This window comes from Streptomyces sp. NPDC031418 (assembly GCF_055581605.1).
Genome location: NZ_JBVIJC010000040.1, coordinates 18,125 through 39,973, shown reverse-complemented (window position 1 = coordinate 39,973; position 21,849 = coordinate 18,125). Strand labels below are relative to the sequence as shown.

The following is a 21,849-nucleotide window of genomic DNA, read 5'->3' as shown; positions in this document are numbered from 1 at the left end:
AGGAAGTCAAGGAAGGCGACCTGATCGTCGTCCTGGAAGCCATGAAGATGGAACAGCCCCTCAACGCGCACAAGGCCGGCACCGTCAAGGGCCTGTCCGCGGAGATCGGCGCCTCCATCACCTCCGGCGCCGCGATCTGCGAGATCAAGGACTGAGCAAAAGGGCCACACAAATAAGGCCCATATAAACGAGGAGGCCCCCCGGTGGCTACCGGGGGGCCATTCGCCGTGCCACGTCCTAGACGCGGCCGCTCAGCGTCCGTTCCACGTCCTGGCTGTGGTAGTAGGTGCGGCCCTGGCCGCTGCGGCGGCGCCACTTGGACTGGCTCGCGTGCCGGTAGACGCTGCCCGTCGGGATGCCCCACAGGCCGGAGACATCGGCCGCGGTCATCCAGCGCACGGCGCCCGCGGAGGGGGCCTCGGCGGCGACCTCGGGGGCGTGGGCGCGGGGGGTGCCGGCGGTCGCCGCCCCCCGCAGGAGGCGGCTGAGCTGGAGCCACTCATGGCCGTGCCAGCGGTGGGCGGGGCTGTGGCTGCACCGGATCACGGCCGGGATCCGGGGCGCCTGCGGCCGTACGACGGCGGTCAGCTTGCCGGGGCAGTCCTGCTCCACGCAGGTGCCGATCAGCAGCTGCTGGCGCACCTCGGGGTCCACCACCTGGCGGGCGCGGCGGACCAGCCGGGCGATCTCGCAGGAGAACTCGCCCGCGGCCGCGTGCCCGGCGAGCCAGTCGAGGTTCCGGCCGAGGAAGACGGCGAGCGGCAGCACGGCCCGGCGGGGTGCCGGGCGGGCGCCCCGCTCCGCGACCACGGCGCCCGCCCAGGAGCCGAGCACGCCGAGGATCTCGGTGCGCACCTCGGCCGCCTGGTGGTTGAAGGCGGCGCTGGGCAGCGGGCCGCCGGAGGTCTTGGGCCGGGTCGGGTCGGGGTTGCCGCCGTCGAGCCGCCGGCCGCAGGCCTCGTGCAGCGCGGGCAGCCGGGACAGGTCCCGGGAGAGCCGTTGCAGACAGACCTGGCACAGCCGGCGGCCGCCGGACAGCAGCCGGCCGGACTCGCCCGCGGCGCGGCGCCCCGTGCACTCGGCGCCCGGGCAGATGTCGACGGCGACGGCCGTACAGCCGTCCCCGGGTACAGGCGGTACAGGCGAAATCGGTGCGTTCATCACTCGCATCCCCCACTCGTGATTCTCCACAGGGTGTGGAAGCTAGTTCGGCGACTGGCCGGAAAGCAATGCAGTATGGGGTTTCCGGATTTTGTTGACATTGCCTGACGGTTATTTGACATGCGGGCCATTGACTTCCGGGGTCCCGGCGAAGAGGCTGTTGCGTAGATTCGGAGAAGTGGCCGCAGCGGCCGTTGACCCCCATTCACCTGGGGATCCGGTCTGACTTGACGTTTCTCTGTAGGTCGCCTGACGGTCCCTTTTCATTTCTGAGGATCCCTTGACGAACTGGTCGCGATCCTTGAATTCAGGGCATTGAAATGCGGCTGAGGCGGCGAAGAAGATAGTTCCTAAGGTCGCCGAAGTGTCGGTCAGCGCGGCCCGATCAGTTTTTCCGGATCAGACTGGAGAAGGCAGAACACATGACCAAGATCGCAGTTATTCTGGGCAGCACGCGCCCGGGTCGCAGGGGCCAGATGGTGGCGGAGTGGGTGGCCAAGTCCGGCGCCGAGCAGCTGCCGGACGCGGTCTTCGACGTCCTCGACCTGGCGGACTTCGACCTCCCGATCCTGGACGAGCCGCAGCCGCCGGCGTTCGGCCAGTACAGCAAGGACCACACCCGCAAGTGGGCCGACGCCATCACGTCGTACGACGGCTTCGTGTTCGTCACCCCGGAGTACAACCGCTCGATCCCGGGTGTGCTCAAGAACGCGCTCGACTACATCTACGCCGAGTGGAACAACAAGGCGGCCGGCTTCGTGGGCTACGGCCTCCAGGGCGGCGCCCGCGCGATCGAGCACCTGCGGCTCATCCTCTCCGAGCTGAAGGTGGCCACCGTGCGCTCGCAGGTCGGGCTGTCCCTGTTCGGGGACTTCACGATCAGCAACCCGGCCGAGCCGGGCGAGTTCACCCCCGGCCCGCACCAGGCCCAGACGCTCGCCACCATGCTCGGTGAGGTCGTCGAGTGGGCGCAGGCGCTCGAGCCGCTGCGCAAGGACGCGTGAGCCGGGTAGAGGCCAAGCCCGCAGAAACCGACGCGATCACCCCGGCGATCTGGCGACTCGCCGGGGTGATCGCGCTCGGCGCGTTCGCGGGAGGCCTGGACACCTCGCTCATCAACATCGCGCTGGAGACGATCCAGAAGCAGTTCCACACCGGTATCGGGACCGCCCAGTGGATCGCCAGCGGCTATCTGCTGGCGCTCGCCGTGTCCCTGCCGGTGTGTGCCTGGCTCGGCCGGCGGGTCGGTGCGGGCCGGCTGTATCTGTGGGCGCTGGCCGCCTTCACGGTCATCTCGGCGCTGTGCGGACTGGCGCCGAACATCGAGTCGCTGATCGTGCTCCGCGTCTTCCAGGGGCTGACCGCGGGCCTGCTGGTGCCGACCGGTCAGACGATCCTCGGCCAGGCCGTCGGCCCCGGCCGGCTCGGCCGGGTGATGGCCCGGCTCGGTATCGCCGTCACCCTCGCCCCGGCGCTCGGTCCCACGCTCGGCGGCCTGATGCTGCACAACCTGTCCTGGCGCTGGCTGTTCCTGATCAACGTGCCGCTCGGCATCATCGCCATCGCCCTCGGCCGGCGCTATCTGCCGCGCGAGAAGGGCGCGTCGACCACACCGCTGGACTGGGCCGGCTACGGCTATGTCGGCGTGGGTCTGCCGCTGGTCGTGTACTCGCTGACCACCTGGGGCGAGCTGGGCCGCCCGGACGGCGTCCGGGTCCTGCTGCCGCTGGTCATCGGTGTGCTCGGGCTGGCGGTGTTCGTCCGGCACGCGGCCCGCCGCGAGTCCCCGCTGCTCGACATGGGGCTGTTCCGCAACCCCGGCTATGTCGCGGCGTGCGCGGGCTTCGCGTTCAACGGCGCGATGAGCTTCGGCAGCGCGCTGCTGTTCCCGCTCTACTTCCAGCTGCTGCACACCGACGGCGTGGTGGCGACCGGCCTCCAGATGCTGCCGCTGGGGCTCGGCACCGCGCTCACCCTCCCGCTCAGCGGGCGGCTCACCGACAAGTACACCGGCGGCCCGGTCGCGGTGGCCGGCGCGAGCCTGACCGCCCTGGTCACCGCCGCGTTCGCGCTGGCCGACAGCCCGGGCAAGGTGTTCGTCCAGGTCCTGCTGTTCGGGCTGGGCATGGGCACCGGACTGGCCAGCACGCCGATGATGGTCGCCGCGTTCGGCATCGTCCCCCGGGACCGGCTGCCCGACGCCACCGCACAGATCAACATCCTGGTCCGCCTCGGCGGAGCACTGGGCGCCGCGCTGTTCTCGGTGATCGTCGCCCGCGGCCTGTCCTCCGGACCCGAGCACGCCTTCCACACCGCCCTGTGGTGGCAGTTCGGCACGGCCGTCGCCACCCTGCTCGGCACGCTCGGCCTGTGGTGGGCCCTGCGGAAGAACCCGGCACCCACAGCCCATCCTCATCACTGAACTAGGAAGGCCTGAACTGAACATGGATGAGACCGTTTACGACGTGGCCATCCTCGGCTCGGGCATGGCCGGCGGCATGCTCGGGGCCGTGCTCGCCCGCAACGGCGTCAAGGTCCTGCTGATCGACGCCGGGGTGCACCCCCGGTTCGCGGTCGGCGAGTCGACGATCCCCTACACCTCCGTGCTCACGAAGATCATCGCGGAGCGCTACTCGGTGCCCGAGATCGAGCCGATGGCGAGCCACCAGGGGATCGTGGAGAAGATCTCCCCGATGTGCGGCAAGAAGGCCAACTTCGGCTTCGTGTACCACCGCGAGGGCCGGCCGCACGATCCCGAGCAGATCAACCAGATGGTGATCCCGGCCTGGCAGCGCACCGAGAGCCACCTGTTCCGCCAGGACGTCGACGCCTACCTGTTCCACGTCGCGGTCTCCTACGGCGTGGAGCCGCTCAGCGGCACCCGGATCCAGGACATCGACATCGACCCGGCCACCGGCGTCACCCTGCGTTCGGACAAGGGCGCGGAGTTCCGCGCCAAGTACCTGGTGGACGGCAGCGGCTTCCGCTCGCCGGTCGCCGACAAGTTCGGGCTGCGGGACGTCCCGACCCGCGCCCGGCACCACTCGCGCAGCATGTTCACGCACATGGTCGGGGTCACGCCGTTCGACGACGCCGAGGCCGCCCGCGACCACAAGCACCGCAGCCCGTGGCACGAGGGCACGCTGCACCACGTCTTCGACGGCGGCTGGCTGTGGGTCATCCCGTTCGACAACGAGGAGGACTCGCTCAACCCGCTGTGCAGCGTGGGCCTCACCCTGGACGAGCGGGTCTTCCCCAAGACGGACGCCACCGCCCAGGAGGAGTTCGACGACTTCCTGCGCCGCTACCCGGAGATCGCCGAGCAGTTCCGCGGCGCCAAGGCGGTCCGTCCGTGGGTCAGCACCGGCCGGCTCCAGTACTCCGCGCACGACACGGTCGGCGACCGCTTCTGCCTCACCTCGCACGCCGCCGGGTTCATCGACGCGCTGTACTCGCGCGGCCTGACCAACACCCTGGAGGTCGTCAACGCGCTCGCCTGGCGGCTGATCGAGGCGACCAAGGACGACGACTGGTCGACCGAGCGGTTCGCCTTCATCGACCGGCTCCAGCAGGGCCTGTTCGACGTCCACGACGACGTGGTCTACAGCTCCTTCGTCGGCTTCCGCCACTATGACCTGTGGAACGCGGTGCTCCGAGTCTGGGAGGCCACCACGGTGATGCCCACGGTCACCCTGGAGCAGGCCTTCCGGCGCTTCCAGGAGACCCAGGACGACCAGGTCTTCCGGGACCTGGAGCAGCGGCAGCACCCCGGTCTGCCCGACCCGGTCGGCCAGGACATCCACGAGCTGCTGACCTTCGCCCGCCAGACCTGCCAGGCCGTCGAGGCCGGCGAGGTGGACCCGGCGGACGCCGCCGCGGCCATCTTCGCCCGGATCGCCGAGTCGCCCTGCCTGCCCGAGCCGTTCGACCGGGGCAACCCCGACATCAAGTGCTTCGAGGCCACCCCGGAGCTGGTCGCCGCCGCCCAGGAATGGGGCCGTACCCGGGCCCCCGAGCACGTCGGCCGGATCTTCCGATGACACGCGCTCCCGTGACGACGCCCGCCCGGGACGCCGAGACCCGAGGAGTCCCCCCATGCCTCCGATAGATCTGCTGTTCCTGGACATTGTCGTCATCCTGGCCGCCGCCCGAGTCTTCGGTGCGGCGGCCGTCGCGTTGCGGCAGCCCCGCGTGCTCGGGGAGATCGCGGCCGGGATCGCCCTCGGCCCGACCCTCCTCGGCCACCTGGGCGGCGGCGGGCTCTTTCCCGCCACCGTGCTGCCGCCGCTGAAGACGCTGGCCGCCGTCGGCCTGGTCCTGTTCATGTTCGTGGTCGGGATGGAGCTGGACCAGCGGCTCATCCGGGGCCGCGGCCGGGTGGTCACCGGGGTGGCGGTCGGCGCCACCCTGGTGCCGCTCGTCCTCGGCTGCTCCTACGCCCTCTGGCTCGCCCCCCGCTACGCCGTCGGCGGCCACCTGCCCTTCGTGCTGTTCTTCGGGGTGTCGGTGTCCGCCACCGCGTTCCCGGTGCTGGCCCGCATCATCACCGAACGCGGCATGCAGAAGACGCTGATCGGCGGGATCGCCCTCGCCTGCGCCGCGGTCATCGACATCGTGGCGTACGGCCTGCTCGGTCTGGCGGTGGCCCTCAACTCCGCCTCCGGGCACCAGGCCTGGCGGCTGCTGCTGGTACCGGTCTACCTGCTGGTGATGTTCGGCCTGGTACGGCCGCTGCTGCGCCGGGTGACCGAGGCCGCCGAGCCGTTGCCGTACCTGCTGATCGGGCTGTTCGCGTCGGCCTGGGTCACCGAGTGGCTGCAAGTGCACTACATCTTCGGGGCGTTCGTGTTCGGCGCGGTCATGCCGCGCTCCGAGGCGCTGCTCACGCGGCTCACCGAGCGGCTGGAACCGGCCGTCCACCTGATGCTGCCCGTGTTCTTCGCGGTGACCGGGCTGACCGTCGACCTCACCGGGCTGCGCCCGGCGCAGCTCGGCGTCCTCGCCGCCGTACTGGCGATCGCCGTGTTCGGCAAGCTCGGCGGCGGCTATGCCGCGGCCCGGCTGTCCGGCATCCCGCACCGCGGCTCCGCGGTGGTGGCGACGCTGGTCAACGCCCGTGGACTGACCGAGCTGGTGATCCTCTCGGTGGGTCTGGAGCAGGGCCTGCTCGATGTGCGGCTCTACGCGATGCTCCTGGTCATGGCCCTGGTGACCACCGCGATGACCGGGCCGCTGCTCGGCTGGAGCTACCCGGCCGACCAGCTGCGCGAGGACCTCGCGGCGGCGGACCGGGAGCGGCAGGGCGCGGTGGACGGGGCCCGGCGGACCGCCCCCGGCGCCGCCACGGCGGCCCGCCCGGCCGGCACGGCCGCCGCGCCCGGCTCGCCCGGCCCCCGATCTTCCGACGAATCCTTTGGAGGCACTGATGGACGCTGACGTCATCGTCGTGGGAGCCGGGCCTGCGGGCCTGATGCTCGCCGGCGAACTGCGACTGGCCGGAGTCGACACGATCGTGGTCGAACGGCTGCCGGAGCGCACCGGCGAATCGCGCGGACTGGGCTTCACCGCCCGCACGATGGAGGTGTTCGACCAGCGCGGACTGCTGTCCCGCTTCCCGGACATCACCACCAGCAACGTCGGCCACTTCGGCGGACTGCCGGTGGACTTCGCCGTCCTCCAGGGCGCGCACCAGGCCGCCAAGTCGGTGCCCCAGTCGGAGACCGAGGCGGTGCTGGAGTCCTGGGTGACGCAGCTCGGCGCGGACCTGCGCCGCAGCCATGAGCTGGTCTCCCTCACCGACGGCCCCGACGCCGTGGAGGTCGAGGTCAAGGGCCCGGACGGCGCCCAGACGCTGCGCGCCCGCTACCTGGTCGGCTGCGACGGCGGCCGCTCCACCGTGCGCAAGGCGGCCGGCTTCGACTTCCCCGGCACCGCGGCGACCCTGGAGATGTTCCTCGCCGACGTCAAGGGCCTGGACCTGGAACCGTCGATGATCGGGACGACGTACCCCGGCGGCATGGTCATGGTCGGCCCGCTGCCCGGCGGCATCACCCGGCTGATCCTGTGCGAGCGGGGCACCCCGCCGAAGCGCCGCACCACCCCGCCCGGGTACGACGAGGTGGTGGCCGGCTGGAAGCGGGTCACCGGACAGGACATCTCGCACGGCGAGGCGGTGTGGGTCAGCTCCTTCGGCGACGCCACCCGGCAGGCCACCGAGTACCGGCGCGGCCGGGTCTTCCTCGCCGGCGACGCCGCGCACATCCATCTGCCGGCCGGCGGCCAGGGCATGAACACCAGCATCCAGGACGCCGTGAACCTCGGCTGGAAGCTGGCGGCCGTGGTCCGCGGCAAGGCCCCGGAGTCGCTGCTGGACACCTACCACGACGAGCGCCACCCGGTCGGCAAGCGCCTGCTGATGAACACCCAGGCGCAGGGGCTGCTGTTCCTCAGCGGCTCCGAGGTGCAGCCGCTGCGCGATGTGCTGACCGAGCTGATCCAGTACCCGGAGGTCAGCCGCCACCTCGCCGCCATGGTCAGCGGCCTGGAGATCCGGTACGACCTCGACGGCGGCCGGCACCCGCTGCTGGGCCGCCGGATGCCCCGCCTGGAGCTGGCCGGCGAGAACGTCCGCACCAGCAGCACCGAGCTGCTGCACACCGGCCGCGGTGTGCTGCTCGACCTGACCGACAACGCGGTCCTGCGGGGCCGGGCGGCCGGCTGGACCGACCGGGTCGACGTGGTGACGGCCGAGCCGCAGGACCTCGGCGAGGACAGCCCGCTCGTGGGCACCACCGCCGTCCTGGTCCGCCCCGACGGCTATGTCGCCTGGGCCGCGCCCGGCAGCCACAGCGACCTGCCGATGGCGCTGGAGCGGTGGTTCGGCCCGGCGCGCTGAGCCGGACGACGGCGCGAGCCGTGATCAGACGAGGAGAGTCCCCCATGCCGCAGCCCGCCCTGCGCGAGGTCGCACACGAGATCACCGTTTCGGCACCGGCCGCCACGGTCCACCGCCTGCTCGCGGAGGTGGCCGACTGGCCGCTGATCTACCCGCGGATCGTGTACGCCGAGCGGCGCCCGCGCGGCGGTTCCGACGAACATGTGCTCATCTGGGCCGCCGACGACGACGGCACCTTCGAGCACTGGACGTCGGAACGCACCCTCGATCCGGGGCGGCTGCGGATCGACTTCCGCCCGACCGGGATCCAGCCGCCGCTCGCCTCCATGGCGGGCGGCTTCGTCGTGGAGCCCGAGGCCGAGCCCGAGGCCGGATCCGGTTCCGCCGCGCGGCTGCGGCTGCTGCACGCGTTCGCGGTGGTCGGCGACGACCCCGAGGCGACGCGCCGCATCGACGCGGCGGTCGACCGCAACTCCCACAAGGAACTGGGGGAGTTGCGGCGGAACATCGAGCGGGTCGAGGCCGCGGCGGTCCTGTCGTTCACGGAGTCGGCGCGGATCGTCGCCCCGGCGGCGGACGTGTACGACGTCGTACGCGCCGTGGACCGGTGGCCCGGGCGGCTGCCGGGGCTCACCGAGGTCCATGTCACCGGCGGTGAACACGGCCTGGACACGGTCGAGTCGGCACACGCCGGCACGGAGCGGCGCGCCCGCTTCCACCGGCTGTGCCTGCCGCACCGGACGATCGCGCTCCGGCAGATCGCCCCGCCCGCGCCGCTGACGCTGCGCACCGACGTGTGGACCTTCGAGGAGCAGGGAGCGGGCGTGACCGCCTCGGTCCGGCACACCGTCGTGCTGGACCCCGAGGCCGTCACCGGGGCGTACGGCCCGCACGCCACGCTCGCCGACGCCGCCGAGCACATCCGGGCCGGCGTCACCGCGGAGAGCCGGGCGCTGCTGCGGTACGCCAAGGCGTGCACGGAGCTCCGCACGGCCGGGGCGGTGCGGTCATGAACGGGACCACGGAGGTGCGGCGGCGCGGGCTGCTGGCGGTGCTCGCGGGCAACATGCTCATCGACGCGCTGGAGGTGTCCACGCTGGTCGTGGCCATGCCGTCGATCGCGCGGGAGCTGCATCTCGGGCTCACCGCGGTGCAGTGGACGATGAGCGCGTTCGCGCTCGGCTTCGGCGGGCTGCTGCTGTTCGGCACCCGGCTGGTCGAGCTGCTCGGGCGGCGCCGGGTCTATCTGGCCGGGCTGCTGCTGTTCGCCCTCGCCTCACTGGCCGCCGGGATCGCGACCGACCCGGCGCTGCTGGCGGCCACCCGGTTCGTCAAGGGCTTCTGCGTCGCGCTCACCGCGCCGACCGGGCTGGCGATCATCAGCACCTCCTTCGAGGAGGGGCCGGTGCGCGACCGGGCCGTGTCGGTCTACGCCTTCTTCGGGGCCATCGGGTTCACCGCTGGCCTGGTGCTGTCCGGCGTCCTCACCACGGTGAGCTGGCGCTGGGCGCTGGTCTTCCCGGCACCGGCCGTGCTGGTGCTGTTCGTCCTCGGGCTGCGCCTCATCCCCGCCGGGCGGCCCGCCCCGGGCCCGCGGTCCTTCGACGCGGCGGGTGCGGTGACCTTCGCCGGGGCACTGAGCGCGCTGGTCGGGGCGATCGTCGCGACCGGCCCGGCGTGGCGCGGAGCCGCGCTCGTCGCGTTCGCGGTGCTGCTCGGCTCGTTCCTCGCCGTGGAGCGCCGGGCGGCCCGGCCGCTGCTGCGGATGGCCGCGGTGGCGAACGGGCCGCTGATCCGGTCCGCGCTGTGCGGTGCCGCGTTCAACGGTGCCTATCTGGGGCTGCTGTTCCTCGTCACCTTCCAGCTCCAGGACGGCCACCACTGGTCGCCGCTGCGGACCGCGCTCGCGTTCCTTCCGGCGAGCGTGCCGCTGGCGCTGACCTCGCTGTCGGCGGGGCGGATGGTGCGCCGGTTCGGCGGACCCCGGCTGATCGTGGCCGGCACGCTGCTCGCGTTCCTCGGCTATCTGGTCTACCCGCGCGGGCGGCTGCCCGGCGGATACGCCGTCGACGTGCTGCCCACGCTGCTGCTCGTCGGGGCCGGTTTCGTGCTGGCGTTCGCCGCCCTGAACATGCAGGCCGCCTCCGGGGTGCCGGCCGAGCGGCGGCCGATGGCCGGCGCCGCGTTCCAGACCGCGGTCCAGACCGGCGCCGCGGTCGCCGTCTCCACGGTCGCCGTCCTCGCCGCCCGCTCCGGGGTGACGTCCGGCAGCGCCCTGCTCTTCGTCCTCGCGCTGTCGGCCCTCGGCCTGCTCACCGCGCTCACCGGTGTGCTGCCGCGCCCCGGGGTGCTGCGCGCCCGGGTGGCCGAGGCCGGGGGGTACGAGGCCGATGCCTGACCCGACGTGCGCCGCGGGCCGTCGTCCGTGCCGCCCGCTTGGGGGTGGCGTCCGGCGCCGCCCCGTGGTCCGTCCCCGCGCTCACCGGTGTGCTGCCGCGCCCCGCTGTACTCCGCACTCCCGTATCCGATCTCCGGAGGTACGAGCCCGATGCCTGATCTGACCGGCCTGCTCTCCACGGCCCGCACCGCCGCCGGGGTCGCCGCCCGCCACGCGGCCGCCGCCGACACCGACCGCCGGCTCGCCGACGACGTGGTGGAGGCCCTGCTGAACGCCGGGTTCGCCCGCCGTTTCGTGCCCGAGCACCTGGGCGGCGCGCCCGTCGGCTTCACCGAGCTGATGGAGTCCGTGGCCACCGTCGCCGAGGGCTGCGCCTCCGCCGGCTGGGTCGCCTCGCTGATGGCGCAGGGCGCCCGTATCTCCGGCTATCTGCCCGCCGAGGGCCAGGCCGAGGTGTGGGCGAAGGGCGCCGACACCCTGGTGGTCGTCGGGTTCGTCTCGCAGGGCCGGGTGCGCGAGGTGGACGGCGGCTGGGTGCTCTCGGGCACCTGGCCCTATGTCAGCGGGATCGAGTTCTCGCAGTGGGCGCTGGTGCTGGCCGACGCCGACGACGGCCCGCGCTTCTTCGCCGTACCCCGGTCGGAGTACGACTACGACACCTCGTGGTTCACGCTCGGCATGCGGGCCACCGGCAGCCACGCGCTGGCCCTGGACGAGGTCTTCGTCCCGGCCCACCGCTCCTTCCCACGGGACGAGATGTTCCTGGGCAGGCCCTCGGTGTCCCGCGAACCGTTCCACACCGCCCCGCTGTTCGCCGTGAACGGGCTGACCTTCGGCGCCCCGATCCTCGGCGCGGCCCGCGGTGCCCTCGCGGTCGCCGGTGCCGCGCTGCCGCCGCGGGATGCCGCCCGGCTCGGCTACGCACGGGCGGCGGGCGAGATCGAGGCGGCGACCCTGCTGCTCACCCAGGTCGCCGACCGCGCCGACCAGGGCCGGTACGGCGACGCCGAGCTGCGGGCCGCGTCCCGGGACAGCGCCCTCGCCGTGGACCTGCTGGCCGTCGCGGTGGACCGGCTGTTCGCCGAGTCCGGCACCCGCGGCCAGCGCGAGACCCAGCCGCTCAACCGGATCTGGCGCGATGTGCGCGCCGCCGCCGGCCACGGGGCGCTGCGCTTCGAGCCGGCCGCGATGCGGTTCACCGAACCGCTGGTCAGCGCCTGACGCCCGCACCGCCCACTCGACGAAAGACGAAAGGTGTCGCTCATGTCCGTCCCGAGCCCCCACAAGCTCCGCCTGGCGGTGCTCACCGTCTGCGGCAACGACAGCAGGTCCGGCCCGCTGGTCGCCGACTGGTTCGTCCACGAGGCCGAGCAGTACGACGGCTACGAGGTCGACGTGATCGACCTGGCCGCCGCCGAGCTGCCGGTACTGATCACCCGGCCGCCCACCGCGGAGGCACAGCTGCGGCTGGCGTCCGTCACCCCGCGGCTGGCCGCCGCCGACGCGTTCGTGATCATCACCCCCGAGTACAACCGCGCCTACCCGGCCGTGCTCAAGGGCGCCATCGACTGGCACGTGGCCGAGTGGCGGGCCAAGCCGATCGGCTTCGTCTCCTACGGCGGCCGCTCCGGCGGCCTGCGGGCGATCGAGCAGCTCCGGCTGGTCTTCGCCGAGTTGCACGCCGTCACCCTGCGTGACTCGGTCAACTTCATCGACGTATGGGACCAGTTCGGTCCCGACGGCCAGCCCAAGGACGGGCCCGGCTGCGCCGGCGCCGCCAAGGTCATGCTCGACCAGCTGCACTGGTGGGCGACCTCGCTGCGGGAAGCCCGGCTGAACCGTCCCTACCGGGCTGCCTGACCCCCTTTCACCGACGGAGACCCACCGATGCGCGTCCTGATCACGACCATGCCCGCGCCCACCCACCTCACCCCGAACGTGCCGCTCGCCTGGGCGCTGCACAACGCCGGGCACGAGGTGCGGGTGGCGAGCCACCCGAACATGGTCGAGCACATCCACTCGGCCGGGCTGACCGCCGTACCGGTCGGCCGCAACGTGAGCATCCCCGACGCCGTGCACGCCACCGCGGAGGACGAGCGGCTGGAGCGGATCACGGAGGCCCTCGGGCTCACCGAGGCCGAGGCCGACAAGCGCGGCCACATCCGCAACTTCGTGCTCGCCGCCTTCACCCTCTACTACTCGCAGGAGGCCGTGGGCGCCGGCGGCCAGGCCCTGGCCGACGACCTCATCGCCCACGCCCGCTCCTGGCAGCCCGACCTGGTGCTGTGGGACCCGCTGGTGCTGGCCTCGCCGATCGCGGCCCGCGAGGTGGGCGCCGCCCACGCCCGGGTGCTGTGGGGCCTGGACCGGATGGGCTGGCTGCGCAAACGATTCCTCGAGCAGCTCGCCGACCCGGCCTCCGGCCTCGACGAGGACCTGATCCGCCAGGTAATGCAGCCGACCCTCGACCGGCTCGGGCACGAGTTCGACGAGGAGCTGCTGACCGGCCAGTGGACCGTCGACCTGATGCCGCCCCGGCTGGCCGAACCGCTCGGCCTGCGCACCATCCATCTGCGCCGGGTCCCCTACGCCGGACCGGCCACCGTGCCCGACTGGCTGAGCACCCCGCCCGAGCGCCCGCGCATCTGCCTGACCCTCGGCGCCAGCGGCCGCACCTTCTTCCAGGAGAACCACGGGGTGTCGATCGGCGGCCTGCTGGAGATGCTCGGCGAACTCGACGTGGAGGTCGTCGCCACCTTCAACTCCGTCCAGCTGGAGAAGGCCGGCAGCGTCCCCGCCAACGTCCGCACCGTCGACTACATCCCGCTCGGCCAGCTGCTGCCGACCTGCGCCGCGATCATCCACCACGGCGGCGGCGGCACCTACGCGGCCGCCGCCGCGCACAAGGTGCCGCAGATCGTCATCCCCAAGCACTTCGGCGACTTCCTCGACAACGCCCGGTACGTCGCCGAACGCGGCGCCGGTCTCTGCGTCGACCGCGCCACCACCATGGACGACCTGCGCAAGCAGATCCTCCAGGTCATCACCGAGCCGTCGTACCAGGACGGCGCCGCCGACCTGTACGAGGAGGCCCTCGGCACGCCGGGCCCCAACGAGATCGTCCCGGTGCTGGAGCGCCTCACCCGCGAAAACCGCTCCCGGACCGCCGGCCCCCGCTGATCACACCCGAAAGGAGCGCAGCCCATGGCTACGCCCGTAGCAACCCACCCACGTGCCCAGGCCGGTCCGGCGGAGGAGCGGCGCGCGGTCGTCGAGGCCGCCCGTGCCGTCTTCGCCCGCGACGGCTGGCTGCACACCTCCCTGGAGGACGTCGCGACCGCGGCCGGCCTGGACGCCGACGCCGTCGCCCACTACTTCAAGGACAAGGAGCAGCTGCTGCTGTCCGTGCTGCTGGACAGCGCCGCCTCCCTGTCCGCCGCGCTGACGGTGGTCGCCGAGAGCCACCTGGCCGAGATCACCGACCTCGAGCAGGACCTCGTCGCGCTCGGCCTGGACTGGCTGTCGCCGCTGGCCACCTACCCCGAGCACTTCGCCATCGTGCGGCACCTCCAGGCCGAGGCGGCCCGGGTGCCGGCCGGGGTGCTGGAGATGTGGCAGACCGCCGGTCCCCGGCAGGCGCAGCGCGAGCTGGCCCGCCGGCTGGAGCGCGTCGCCGAGCGCGGACTGCTCGACATCCCCGACGCCGACCACGCCGCGGGCCGGTTCGTCCAGCTCGTCGCGGGCGGCGTCGTCGGCCGCTCCTTCCACGGCGCCCTGCCGCTCGCCGAGTACGAGACCGAGCAGCTCGTCCGGGCCGGTGTCGCCGACTTCATCCATCTGTTCCGTCCCGGCGCGGACCGCTGACCCAAGTCATCACGGAAGAGAGAAGACATGCACAGCACCCTGATCGTGGCGCGCATGGACGTCGAGTCCAGCGTCCAGGTGGCCAAGCTGTTCGGCGAGTTCGACCGCACGGACATGCCGCACCGCATGGGCACCCGCCGCCGCCAGCTGTTCGCCTACAAGGGCCTGTACTTCCACTTGCAGGACTTCGACGCGGACAACGGCGGCGAGCTGATCGAGGACGCCAAGTCCGACCCGCGCTTCGTGCAGATCAGCCAGGACCTCAAGCCGTTCATCGAGGCCTACGACCCGGCGACCTGGCGGTCTCCGAAGGACGCCATGGCCACCCGCTTCTACGACTGGTCGGCCGCCGAGTGAGGCCGCCGACCACCAACCCGAAGGGAGGCCACGAACAGTGAGCCGTCGCGTTGTCATCACCGGGGTCGGCGTCCTGGCGCCGGGCGGCATCGGCGTCAAGAACTTCTGGAGCCTGCTCAGCGAAGGCCGTACCGCCACCCGCAGGATCAGCTTCTTCGACCCCTCGCAGTTCCGTTCCCAGGTCGCCGCCGAAGCCGACTTCGACCCCGAGCTGCACGGGCTCACCCCGCAGGAGATCCGCCGCATGGACCGGGCGGCCCAGTTCGGTGTGGTCGCCGCCCGCGAGGCCCTCCAGGACAGCGGCCTGGCCCTGTCCGGGTTCGACCCGCACCGCACCGGCGTCACCATCGGCAGCGCCGTCGGCGCCACCACCGGACTCGACGAGGAGTACCGGGTCGTCAGCGACGACGGCCGGCTGGACCTGGTCGACCACTCCTACGCCCCGCCGCACCTCTACAACTACTTCGTGCCCAGCTCCTTCTCGGCCGAGGTGGCCTGGGCGGTCGGCGCCGAGGGCCCGGCCACCGTGGTCTCCACCGGCTGCACCTCCGGTCTCGACTCCGTCGGCCACGCCGTGGAGCTGATCCGCGAGGGCAGCGCCGACGTCATGATCGCCGGTGCCACGGACGCCCCGATCTCGCCGATCACGATGGCGTGCTTCGACGCGATCAAGGCGACCACCCCGCGCAACGACGACCCCGAGCACGCCTCCCGCCCCTTCGACAACACCCGCAACGGGTTCGTCCTCGGCGAGGGCGCCGCCGTGTTCGTGCTGGAGGAGCTGGACTCCGCCCGCGCCCGCGGAGCGCACATCTACGCCGAGATCGCCGGCTACGCCTCCCGCTGCAACGCCTTCCACATGACGGGCCTGCGCCCCGACGGCCGCGAGATGGCCGAGGCGATCCGGGTCGCGCTGGCCGAGGCCCGGATGAACCCCGAGGCCATCGACTACATCAACGCCCATGGCTCGGGCACCAAGCAGAACGACCGGCACGAGACGGCCGCGTTCAAGCTCAGCCTCGGCGACCACGCGTACCGCACGCCGGTCAGCTCGATCAAGTCGATGGTCGGGCACTCGCTCGGCGCGATCGGCTCCATCGAGATCGCCGCGTCGGTGCTGGCCATGGAGAACAACGTGGTGCCGCCCACCGCGAACCTGCACACCCCCGACCCGGAGTGCGACCTCGACTACGTGCCGCGGGTCGCCCGCGACCACCGCACCGACGCGGTGCTCACCGTCGGCAGCGGCTTCGGCGGGTTCCAGAGCGCGATGGTGCTGGCCCGTCCCGAGAGGAGCGCGGCATGACCGCCAAGGCAGTGATCACGGGCATCGGCGTCGCCACCGCCAACGGCCTCGGCGTGGACGACTTCTGGGCCGCGACCCGCGTCGGCAAGAACGCCATCGGCCCCGTCACCCGCTTCGACGCGTCCTCGTACCCGGCGCGGCTGGCCGGTGAGATCAGCACCTTCGTCGCCGAGGACCACCTGCCCAGCCGGCTGCTGCCGCAGACCGACCGGATGACCCGGCTCGCGCTGGTCGCCGCGGACTGCGCCTTCGAGGACGCCGGGGTGCGGCCCGGGGACATCCCCGAGTTCGACATGGGCGTCGTCACCGCCTCCACCTCCGGCGGCTTCGAGTTCGGCCAGAACGAGCTGAAGAAGCTGTGGAGCCAGGGCAGCCAGTACGTGAGCGCGTACCAGTCGTTCGCCTGGTTCTACGCCGTCAACAGCGGCCAGATCTCCATCCGCAACGGGATGCGCGGCCCGAGCGGCGTCGTCGTCAGCGACCACGCCGGCGGCCTCGACGCCATCGCCCAGGCCCGGCGGCAGATCCGCAAGGGCAGCAAGCTGATCTTCTCCGGCGGCTTCGACGCCTCGATCTGCCCCTGGGGCTGGGTCGCGCAGATCGCCGGCGGCCGGCTGTCCACCCGGACCGACCCGGACCGCGCCTACCTGCCCTTCGACCAGGACGCCAGCGGCTATGTGCCCGGCGAGGGCGGCGCGCTGCTCATCCTGGAGGACGAGCGCACCGCCCGCGAGCGCGAGGCGCCCACGCTGTACGGCGAGATCGCCGGCTACGGCGCCACCTTCGACCCCCGCCCGGACAGCGGACGCGAGCCCGGACTGCGCCGTGCCATCGAGGTGGCCCTGGCGGACGCCAAGGTGGCGCCGGGCGACGTCGACGTCGTCTTCGCCGACGCGGCCGGCACACCCGAGCTGGACCGCGCCGAGGCCGAGGCGATCACCGCGGTCTTCGGCCCCGGGGGCGTCCCGGTCACCGCGCCCAAGACCATGATCGGCCGGCTCTACTCGGGCTCCGCCCCGGTGGACGTGGTCTCCGCGGTGCTGGCCATCCGCGAGGGCATCATCCCGCCCACCGCCAACGTCGAGCTGTCGCCCGAGTACGACATCGACCTCGTCGTCGGCCAGGCCCGGCCCGCGTCCGTGTGCACGGCGCTCGTGCTCGCCCGCGGCTACGGCGGCTTCAACTCCGCCGTCGTGGTCCGCGAGGTCGGCTGACCGCCGGCCCCTGATCTCCCCCATGCGCCCGTCGCCGTCCGGTGGCGGGCTTCGTCATGAGCACCGGTCATCAGCACCGGCCGTCGGCACCAGTCGTCGGCACCGGTGACCGGCACCATCCATCGGCGCGCCGCCCGGCGCGCGGGAAGGACGAACCACCCATGTCCGCACCGACCTTCACCATCGACGACCTCAAGCGCATCCTCCTGGAGGGCGCCGGCGCCGAGGAGGGCGTCGACCTCGACGGCGACATCCTCGACACCGACTTCGAGGAGCTGGGCTACGAGTCGCTGGCCCTGCTGGAGACCGGCGGCCGCATCGAGCGCGAGTACGGCATCTTGCTCGACGACGACATCTTCGCCGACAACCGCACCCCGCGGGCGCTGGTCGCCGCCATCAACGACCAGCTCGCCTCGCTCGTCGCCTCCTGACCCCGCACCACCGCCCGGAGTACGGCCGCCGTCCGCGGGGCACGGCGGCCGTCCCGGCCGGTCACCCCCTCTCATCGCCAGGCCCAACGCCACGCTCATCGCCTCTCTCAACGCGTTTGGAGAACCCACCCATGTCGCAGCAGGACCAGCGGGTCGCGCTCGTCACCGGCGCCACCAGCGGAATCGGGCTCGCCGTCGCCCGCCTTCTGGCCACCCAGAACCACCGTGTGTTCATCGGCGCGCGCAACGCCGACAACGTGGCCGAGACCGTCAAGCAGCTCCAGGACGAGGGCCTGGACGTCGACGGCACCACCCTCGACGTGCGCTCCCCGGAGGACGTCGCCGCCTTCGTGCGCGCCGCCGTCGACCGCTTCGGCACCGTCGACGTCCTGGTCAACAACGCGGGCCGGTCCGGCGGCGGGGTCACCGCCGACATCGCCGACGACCTGTGGCACGACGTCATCGACACCAACCTCAACAGCGTCTTCCGGATGACGAAGGAAGTGCTGAACACCGGCGGCATGCGGGACAAGAAGCGCGGCCGCATCATCAACATCGCCTCCACCGCGGGCAAGCAGGGCGTGGTCCTCGGCGCCCCCTACTCGGCCTCCAAGCACGGCGTCGTCGGTTTCACCAAGGCCCTCGGCAACGAGCTGGCCCCGACCGGCATCACCGTCAACGCCGTCTGCCCCGGCTATGTCGAGACCCCGATGGCCCAGCGCGTCCGCCAGGGCTACGCGGCCGCCTACGACACCACCGAGGACCAGATCCTCCAGAAGTTCCAGTCGAAGATCCCGCTCGGCCGCTACTCCACGCCGGAGGAGGTCGCCGGCCTGGTCGGCTACCTGGCCTCCGACACCGCCGCCTCCATCACCGCGCAGGCCCTCAACGTCTGCGGCGGCCTCGGCAACTTCTGAGCCCACGACCCGCCACCCCAAGGAGAGTTCACGATGACGACCCGTGAGGTCGAGCACGAGATCACCGTCTCGGCACCGGCCGATGCCGTCTACCGGCTCATCGCCGAGGTGCGCAACTGGCCGCGCATCTTCCCGCCCACCATCTACGTCGACCACCTGGAGCAGGACGGCGCCACCGAGCGCATCCGCATCTGGGCCACCGCCAACGGCGAGGCGAAGAACTGGACCTCGCGCCGCGTCCTCGACCCGGAGAACCTGCGCATCGAGTTCCGCCAGGAGGTCTCCACCCCGCCGGTCGCCGCGATGGGCGGCACCTGGATCATCGAGCCGCTGTCCCCGGCCGAGTCCCGGGTCCGGCTGCTGCACGACTACCGCGCCATCGACGACGACCCCGAGGGCCTGGCCTGGATCGACGAGGCCGTGGACCGCAACTCCCGCTCCGAGCTGGCCGCGCTGAAGACCAACGTCGAACTCGCACACGCCGCCGAGGACCTGACGTTCTCCTTCGAGGACACCGTGCACATCGCCGGTGCCGCCAAGGACGTCTACGACTTCATCAACGAGGCCGACCGGTGGTCCGAGCGGCTGCCGCACGTGGCGACCGTACGGCTGACCGAGGACACCCCCGGCCTCCAGACCCTGGAGATGGACACCCGCGCCAAGGACGGCTCGACGCACACCACCAAGTCGTACCGGGTGACCTTCCCGCACCAGAAGATCGCCTACAAACAGATCACCCTGCCGGCGCTGATGACCCTGCACACCGGCTACTGGACGTTCGCCGAGACGGACGACGGCGTCGCCGCCTCCTCGCAGCACACCGTCACCATCAACACGGCGAACATCGAGAAGATCCTCGGTCCGGACGCCACCGTCGAGACCGCGAAGACCTTCGTCCAGGACGCGCTCAGCACCAACAGCCGCGCCACCCTCGGCCACGCCAAGGCCTACGCGGAAGCCCGGGCGGCCTGACCATGGCCCAGGACTGCACCACCACCCAGGTGATCGTGGTCGGCGCGGGGCCGGTCGGGCTGATGCTCGCCTGCGAACTGCGGCTCGGCGGCGCGGACGTCGTGGTCCTGGAGCAGCTCACCACGCCGACCACGGAATCGCGGGCGTCCACCCTGCACGCCCGCACCATGGAGCTCCTCGACAGCCGCGGCCTGCTGGACACCCTGGGGGAGATCCCCGGTGAACCCCGCGGCCACTTCGGCGGGCTGCCGCTGGACCTGACCCTGCCCAGCCCCTGGCCGGGCCAGTGGAAGGTGCCGCAGACCCGGCTGGAGGAGCTGCTGGGCGCCCGCGCCGCCGAGCTGGGCGCCGACGTACGGCGCGGACACCGGCTGACCGCCCTGCGCACCGGTGCTTACGGCGCCGAGGCCGAGGTGGTCGGCCCGGACGGGCGGACCCTGCTCTTCCGCGCCCCGTACCTGGTCGGCTGTGACGGCGAGGACAGCGCCGTCCGCCGGCTCGGCGGCTTCGACTTCCCCGGCACCGACGCCGTCCGCGAGCTGATCCGCGCGGACGTCGACGGCATCGACATCCCGGGCCGGCGCTTCGAGCGCCTGCCGGGCGGACTGGCCATCGCGGCCCGCCGCCCCGACGGCGTCACCCGCGTGATGGTCCACGAGTTCGGCGCCGAACCCCGCCCCGGGCAGCCGGAGTTCGCCGACATCGCGGCCGCCTGGCAGCGGGTCACCGGCGAGGACATCGGCGGCGGCACCCCGCTGTGGGTGAACTCCTTCGGCGACGCGGCACGGCAGGCCACCGCCTACCGCCGCGGACCGCTGCTGCTGGCCGGCGACGCCGCGCACCGGCAGATGCCGATCGGCGGCCAGGCCCTCAACCTCGGTCTCCAGGACGCCGTCAACCTCGGCTGGAAGCTGGCCGCCGAGGTCACCGGCCGCGCCCCCGCGGGCCTGCTGGACAGTTACGACGCCGAGCGGCGCCCGGTGGGCGAGCGCGTCCTCGGCAACATCGCCGCCCAGGCCCGGCTGCTGCTCGGCGGCCCGGAGGTCAACGCCCTGCGCGAGGTGCTGGCCGAGCTGATCCCGATGGAGAACGTCCGCACCCGGCTGGCCGGCATGATCTCCGGCCTCGACATCGTCTACGGCACCGGCGACGGCACCGGACACCGGCTCCCGCCCCGGGACGCCACCGCCGGAGCGCTGCGCACCGCCCGGGGCGCGCTCCTGCTGCCGCCCGGCGACACCGGGCTGCGCGCGGCCGCCGCCCCCTGGGCCGACCGGGTACCGCCCGTGGACGGCGACCCCGGCGACACCGAGGCCCTGCTCGTCCGGCCCGACGGCTATGTCGCCTGGGCCGGCACGGCACCGGAGGAGCTGCGCACCGCCCTGCGCCGCTGGTTCGGCGAGCCGACGGCCCCGGAAACCGGGCCGGCCGGGGCCTTTGCACCCGCCCCCGCACAGCGGAAGACCTCCGCACCCCGGAAGACCTTCGCACACCGGAAGAACTGGAGAACCGACATGGCAAAGCTCACCGGCAAGACGGCGCTGGTCACCGGCGCGAGCCGGGGCATGGGCCGGGCCACGGCGCTGCGGCTGGCGGCCGACGGCGCGCTGGTCGCGGTCCACTACAACAGCGGCCGGGAGGCGGCCGAGGAGGTCGTCGAGCGGATCGAGAAGGACGGCGGCCGCGCCTTCACCGTGCAGGCCCGGCTCGGCGTGGACGGCGACGTCCACGAGCTGTTCCTCGGCCTGGAGGAGGGGCTGCGCGAGCGCACCGGCTCCACCGACCTGGACATCCTGGTCAACAACGCCGGTGTGATGGGCGGGGTGAAGCCCGAGGAGACCACCCCGGAGAAGTTCGACGAGGTGTTCCGGGTCAACGCCCGCGCCCCCTTCTTCCTCGTCCAGCGCGCCCTGAAGAACCTGCGTGACGGCGGCCGGATCATCAGCATCTCCTCCGGCCTGACCCGCTTCGCCAACCCGGACGAGATCGCGTACGCCATGAGCAAGGGCGCGGTCGAGCAGCTGACCCTGCACTTCGCCAAGTACCTGGGCCCGCGCGGCATCACCGTGAACAGCGTCGCCCCCGGCATCACCCGCAACGACAACCCGGTGTTCGGCATCCCCGAGGCCGTCGAGCAGATGGCCGCGATGTCGGCGTTCAACCGGGTCGGCGAGCCGGAGGACATCGCCGACGTGATCGGCTTCCTCGCCTCCGAGGACGCCCGCTGGATCACCGGCGCCTTCATCGACGCCACCGGCGGCACACTCCTCGGCTGACCCGCCCCAAGACGTCGGCGTCACATCCCCCGTCGCGCCGACCCACCGGCCGCCCCCC

At 72.5% G+C, this 21,849-nt stretch carries 20 protein-coding genes; 19 read left to right on the top strand and 1 reads right to left on the bottom strand.

Annotated features, from left to right (window positions below):
• Window positions 1–155: acyl-CoA carboxylase biotin carboxyl carrier protein subunit (locus ACZ5CZ_RS37955; RefSeq protein WP_468949276.1), on the top strand; the 155-nt coding region annotated here is incomplete at its 5' end.
• An 82-nt stretch (window positions 156–237) separates the two neighbouring features.
• Here the strand turns inward: ACZ5CZ_RS37955 and ACZ5CZ_RS37950 are convergent.
• Window positions 238–1,161, bottom strand: a complete 924-nt coding sequence (locus ACZ5CZ_RS37950; protein WP_468949376.1) for a hypothetical protein — start codon at window positions 1,159–1,161, stop codon at window positions 238–240.
• A 422-nt stretch (window positions 1,162–1,583) separates the two neighbouring features.
• Between ACZ5CZ_RS37950 and ACZ5CZ_RS37945 the strand changes: the two genes are divergently transcribed.
• The 18 genes from ACZ5CZ_RS37945 to ACZ5CZ_RS37860 all read left to right on the top strand — a co-directional run bounded on the left by ACZ5CZ_RS37945 (window position 1,584) and on the right by ACZ5CZ_RS37860 (window position 21,791).
• On the top strand, window positions 1,584–2,165 hold the full coding sequence (locus tag ACZ5CZ_RS37945; protein WP_385847936.1) for an NADPH-dependent FMN reductase: 582 nt from the start codon (window positions 1,584–1,586) through the stop codon (window positions 2,163–2,165).
• Complete coding sequence (locus tag ACZ5CZ_RS37940; protein WP_385847937.1) at window positions 2,162–3,583, top strand: DHA2 family efflux MFS transporter permease subunit; 1,422 nt, start codon at window positions 2,162–2,164, stop codon at window positions 3,581–3,583. Before ACZ5CZ_RS37945 ends, ACZ5CZ_RS37940 begins: the two co-directional genes overlap by 4 nt.
• A gap of 22 nt (window positions 3,584–3,605) precedes the next feature.
• Window positions 3,606–5,201, top strand: coding sequence for an NAD(P)/FAD-dependent oxidoreductase (locus ACZ5CZ_RS37935; protein WP_385847938.1), 1,596 nt, complete (start codon window positions 3,606–3,608; stop codon window positions 5,199–5,201).
• Window positions 5,202–5,256: 55 nt separating this feature from the next.
• The gene (locus ACZ5CZ_RS37930) at window positions 5,257–6,597 is read left to right on the top strand and encodes a cation:proton antiporter domain-containing protein (RefSeq protein ID WP_468949373.1); all 1,341 of its coding nucleotides are present in this window, start codon (window positions 5,257–5,259) and stop codon (window positions 6,595–6,597) included.
• Window positions 6,587–8,056 (top strand): FAD-dependent monooxygenase, encoded by a 1,470-nt coding sequence (locus ACZ5CZ_RS37925; protein ID WP_385847940.1) that lies wholly within the window; start codon window positions 6,587–6,589, stop codon window positions 8,054–8,056. Before ACZ5CZ_RS37930 ends, ACZ5CZ_RS37925 begins: the two co-directional genes overlap by 11 nt.
• A gap of 44 nt (window positions 8,057–8,100) precedes the next feature.
• On the top strand, window positions 8,101–9,069 hold the full coding sequence (locus ACZ5CZ_RS37920; protein ID WP_468949371.1) for an aromatase/cyclase: 969 nt from the start codon (window positions 8,101–8,103) through the stop codon (window positions 9,067–9,069).
• Entirely contained in the window at window positions 9,066–10,454 is a 1,389-nt protein-coding gene (locus ACZ5CZ_RS37915) for an MFS transporter (RefSeq protein WP_468949369.1), read from the top strand. Before ACZ5CZ_RS37920 ends, ACZ5CZ_RS37915 begins: the two co-directional genes overlap by 4 nt.
• Window positions 10,455–10,604: 150 nt before the next feature.
• Window positions 10,605–11,675, top strand: a complete 1,071-nt coding sequence (locus ACZ5CZ_RS37910; RefSeq protein WP_468949367.1) for an acyl-CoA dehydrogenase family protein — start codon at window positions 10,605–10,607, stop codon at window positions 11,673–11,675.
• A gap of 42 nt (window positions 11,676–11,717) precedes the next feature.
• On the top strand, window positions 11,718–12,314 hold the full coding sequence (locus tag ACZ5CZ_RS37905) for an NADPH-dependent FMN reductase (protein WP_385847944.1): 597 nt from the start codon (window positions 11,718–11,720) through the stop codon (window positions 12,312–12,314).
• A 27-nt stretch (window positions 12,315–12,341) separates the two neighbouring features.
• On the top strand, window positions 12,342–13,634 hold the full coding sequence (locus ACZ5CZ_RS37900; protein ID WP_468949364.1) for an activator-dependent family glycosyltransferase: 1,293 nt from the start codon (window positions 12,342–12,344) through the stop codon (window positions 13,632–13,634).
• A gap of 24 nt (window positions 13,635–13,658) precedes the next feature.
• On the top strand, window positions 13,659–14,318 hold the full coding sequence (locus ACZ5CZ_RS37895) for a TetR/AcrR family transcriptional regulator (RefSeq protein ID WP_385847946.1): 660 nt from the start codon (window positions 13,659–13,661) through the stop codon (window positions 14,316–14,318).
• A gap of 27 nt (window positions 14,319–14,345) precedes the next feature.
• Window positions 14,346–14,675, top strand: coding sequence for a TcmI family type II polyketide cyclase (locus ACZ5CZ_RS37890; RefSeq protein ID WP_385847947.1), 330 nt, complete (start codon window positions 14,346–14,348; stop codon window positions 14,673–14,675).
• A gap of 37 nt (window positions 14,676–14,712) precedes the next feature.
• Window positions 14,713–15,981 carry a beta-ketoacyl-[acyl-carrier-protein] synthase family protein gene (locus tag ACZ5CZ_RS37885; protein WP_385847948.1) on the top strand — a complete coding sequence of 423 codons (1,269 nt, stop codon included), beginning with the start codon at window positions 14,713–14,715 and terminating at the stop codon, window positions 15,979–15,981.
• Window positions 15,978–17,195 (top strand): ketosynthase chain-length factor, encoded by a 1,218-nt coding sequence (locus ACZ5CZ_RS37880; protein WP_468949361.1) that lies wholly within the window; start codon window positions 15,978–15,980, stop codon window positions 17,193–17,195. The genes ACZ5CZ_RS37885 and ACZ5CZ_RS37880 overlap by 4 nt, the downstream gene beginning before the upstream one ends.
• Window positions 17,196–17,356: 161 nt before the next feature.
• A complete protein-coding gene (locus tag ACZ5CZ_RS37875) occupies window positions 17,357–17,626 on the top strand; it encodes an acyl carrier protein (protein ID WP_385847950.1) in 270 nt (89 codons plus the stop codon).
• A gap of 131 nt (window positions 17,627–17,757) precedes the next feature.
• Window positions 17,758–18,543 carry a 3-oxoacyl-ACP reductase gene (locus ACZ5CZ_RS37870; protein ID WP_385847951.1) on the top strand — a complete coding sequence of 262 codons (786 nt, stop codon included), beginning with the start codon at window positions 17,758–17,760 and terminating at the stop codon, window positions 18,541–18,543.
• A gap of 33 nt (window positions 18,544–18,576) precedes the next feature.
• Window positions 18,577–19,515: an aromatase/cyclase gene (locus ACZ5CZ_RS37865; protein WP_385847952.1), complete on the top strand. Its 939-nt coding sequence runs from the start codon at window positions 18,577–18,579 to the stop codon at window positions 19,513–19,515.
• Between the two features lie 2 nt (window positions 19,516–19,517).
• Window positions 19,518–21,791, top strand: coding sequence for an SDR family oxidoreductase (locus ACZ5CZ_RS37860; RefSeq protein WP_468949355.1), 2,274 nt, complete (start codon window positions 19,518–19,520; stop codon window positions 21,789–21,791).
• The last annotated feature ends 58 nt before the right edge of the window (window positions 21,792–21,849 follow it).